Source organism: Pseudomonas spartinae (assembly GCF_965197125.1).
In the GTDB taxonomy this organism is placed as follows: Bacteria; Pseudomonadota; Gammaproteobacteria; order Pseudomonadales; family Pseudomonadaceae; genus Aquipseudomonas; species Aquipseudomonas composti_A.
In genome coordinates this window covers 1-3,356 of sequence record NZ_CBDAMB010000026.1, presented here as the reverse complement: position 1 = coordinate 3,356, position 3,356 = coordinate 1, and the positions used below count along the sequence as shown (strand labels likewise).

Genomic DNA, 3,356 nt, shown 5'->3' with positions numbered 1-3,356 from the left:
TTCGTATAGGAGCTTGACGATGACCTACTCTCACATGGTGAAGCACCACACTACCATCGGCGATGCGTCGTTTCACTACTGAGTTCGGGATGGGATCAGGTGGTTCCAACGCTCTATGGTCGTCAAGCAATTCGGTTGGGAGATCGTCGTGAGACGCGCTCCCTTGGATACGTGATAGATAATTTGTAGTTCTTGCAAATTTTCGGCTTTCTGTCGACTTCACCATCGACACCCTCTGCTTTGAGGGCAGATTGTTTGGGTGTTATATGGTCAAGCCTCACGGGCAATTAGTATTGGTTAGCTCAACGCCTCACAGCGCTTACACACCCAACCTATCAACGTCGTAGTCTTCGACGGCCCTTTAGGGAGCTCAAGGCTCCAGTGAGATCTCATCTTGAGGCAAGTTTCCCGCTTAGATGCTTTCAGCGGTTATCTTTTCCGAACATAGCTACCCGGCAATGCCACTGGCGTGACAACCGGAACACCAGAGGTTCGTCCAACCCGGTCCTCTCGTACTAAGGTCAGCCCCTCTCAAATCTCAAACGTCCACGGCAGATAGGGACCGAACTGTCTCACGACGTTCTAAACCCAGCTCGCGTACCACTTTAAATGGCGAACAGCCATACCCTTGGGACCGGCTTCAGCCCCAGGATGTGATGAGCCGACATCGAGGTGCCAAACACCGCCGTCGATATGAACTCTTGGGCGGTATCAGCCTGTTATCCCCGGAGTACCTTTTATCCGTTGAGCGATGGCCCTTCCATACAGAACCACCGGATCACTAAGACCTACTTTCGTACCTGCTCGACGTGTCTGTCTCGCAGTCAAGCGCGCTTTTGCCTTTATACTCTACGACCGATTTCCGACCGGTCTGAGCGCACCTTCGTACTCCTCCGTTACTCTTTGGGAGGAGACCGCCCCAGTCAAACTACCCACCATACACTGTCCTCGATCCGGATAACGGACCAGAGTTAGAACCTCAAGGTTGCCAGGGTGGTATTTCAAGGATGGCTCCATGAGAACTGGCGTCCCCACTTCAAAGCCTCCCACCTATCCTACACAAGCAAGCTCAAAGTCCAGTGCAAAGCTATAGTAAAGGTTCACGGGGTCTTTCCGTCTAGCCGCGGATACACTGCATCTTCACAGCGATTTCAATTTCACTGAGTCTCGGGTGGAGACAGCGCCGCCATCGTTACGCCATTCGTGCAGGTCGGAACTTACCCGACAAGGAATTTCGCTACCTTAGGACCGTTATAGTTACGGCCGCCGTTTACCGGGGCTTCGATCAAGAGCTTCGCTTGCGCTAACCCCATCAATTAACCTTCCGGCACCGGGCAGGCGTCACACCCTATACGTCCACTTTCGTGTTTGCAGAGTGCTGTGTTTTTAATAAACAGTCGCAGCGGCCTGGTATCTTCGACCGGCATGGGCTTACGTAGTAAATACTTCACCCTCACCGGCGCACCTTCTCCCGAAGTTACGGTGCCATTTTGCCTAGTTCCTTCACCCGAGTTCTCTCAAGCGCCTTGGTATTCTCTACCTAACCACCTGTGTCGGTTTGGGGTACGGTTCCTAGTTACCTGAAGCTTAGAAGCTTTTCCTGGAAGCATGGCATCAACCACTTCGCATTCTAAAAGAACGCTCGTCATCAGTTCTCGGCCTTGATCTCCCGGATTTACCTAAGAAATCAGCCTACCACCTTAAACACGGACAACCAACGCCGTGCTGGCCTAGCCTTCTCCGTCCCTCCATCGCAGTAACTAGAAGTACGGGAATATTAACCCGTTTCCCATCGACTACGCATTTCTGCCTCGCCTTAGGGGCCGACTAACCCTGCGTCGATTAACGTTGCGCAGGAAACCTTGGTCTTTCGGCGTGCGAGTTTTTCACTCGCATTGTCGTTACTCATGTCAGCATTCGCACTTCTGATACCTCCAGCAAGCTTCTCAACTCACCTTCACAGGCTTACAGAACGCTCCTCTACCGCTCATCCAAAGGATGAACCCGTAGCTTCGGTGTATGGTTTGAGCCCCGTTACATCTTCCGCGCAGGCCGACTCGACTAGTGAGCTATTACGCTTTCTTTAAAGGATGGCTGCTTCTAAGCCAACCTCCTAGCTGTCTAAGCCTTCCCACATCGTTTCCCACTTAACCATAACTTTGGGACCTTAGCTGACGGTCTGGGTTGTTTCCCTTTTCACGACGGACGTTAGCACCCGCCGTGTGTCTCCCGTGCTGACACTTGCTGGTATTCGGAGTTTGCATCGGTTTGGTAAGTCGGGATGACCCCCTAGCCGAAACAGTGCTCTACCCCCAGCAGTGATACACGAGGCGCTACCTAAATAGCTTTCGAGGAGAACCAGCTATCTCCGAGCTTGATTAGCCTTTCACTCCGATCCACAGGTCATCCGCTAACTTTTCAACGGTAGTCGGTTCGGTCCTCCAGTCAGTGTTACCTAACCTTCAACCTGCCCATGGATAGATCGCCCGGTTTCGGGTCTATACCCAGCGACTAAAGCGCCCTATTAAGACTCGCTTTCGCTACGCCTCCCCTATTCGGTTAAGCTCGCCACTGAATATAAGTCGCTGACCCATTATACAAAAGGTACGCAGTCACCCAACAAAGTAGGCTCCCACTGCTTGTACGCATACGGTTTCAGGTTCTATTTCACTCCCCTCTCCGGGGTTCTTTTCGCCTTTCCCTCACGGTACTGGTTCACTATCGGTCAGTCAGTAGTATTTAGCCTTGGAGGATGGTCCCCCCATGTTCAGACAAGGTTTCTCGTGCCCCGTCCTACTCGATTTCATTGATAAGAGCGTTTCGTGTACGGGGCTATCACCCACTACGGCGGCACTTTCCAGAGCCTTCCACTACACTCAAATCAACTTAAGGGCTAGTCCCCGTTCGCTCGCCACTACTTAGGGAATCTCGGTTGATTTCTTTTCCTCAGGGTACTTAGATGTTTCAGTTCCCCTGGTTCGCCTCTTGCACCTATGGATTCAGTACAAGATACCCGGCTTATGCCGGGTGGGTTCCCCCATTCAGAGATCTCTGGATCACAGTCTGTTTGCCGACTCCCCAAAGCTTTTCGCAGGCTACCACGTCTTTCATCGCCTCTGACTGCCAAGGCATCCACCGTATGCGCTTCTTCACTTGACCATATAACCCCAAGCAATCTGGTTACTGTCTCAATCGTGAAGACGACATTCGCCGAAAATTTGCGTCTTGAGAACTACAAATTTTACCTTGACCAGATCAATTGCCAGTGAAAGCAATTAATCAGTCACTTCTATCACATATCCAAATTTTTAAAGAACGATATTCGTACCGGTCAAAAGACCAGAAATCAGCACTCA

At 51.4% G+C, this 3,356-nt stretch carries 2 rRNA genes; both read right to left on the bottom strand.

What is annotated here, in order from left to right:
• Positions 1–11: 11 nt before the first annotated feature.
• Positions 12–127: ribosomal RNA gene (rrf, locus tag ACN8M7_RS25850) — 5S ribosomal RNA — on the bottom strand.
• Positions 128–266: 139 nt separating this feature from the next.
• Positions 267–3,159 (bottom strand): 23S ribosomal RNA (locus ACN8M7_RS25845).
• Positions 3,160–3,356: the final 197 nt, after the last annotated feature.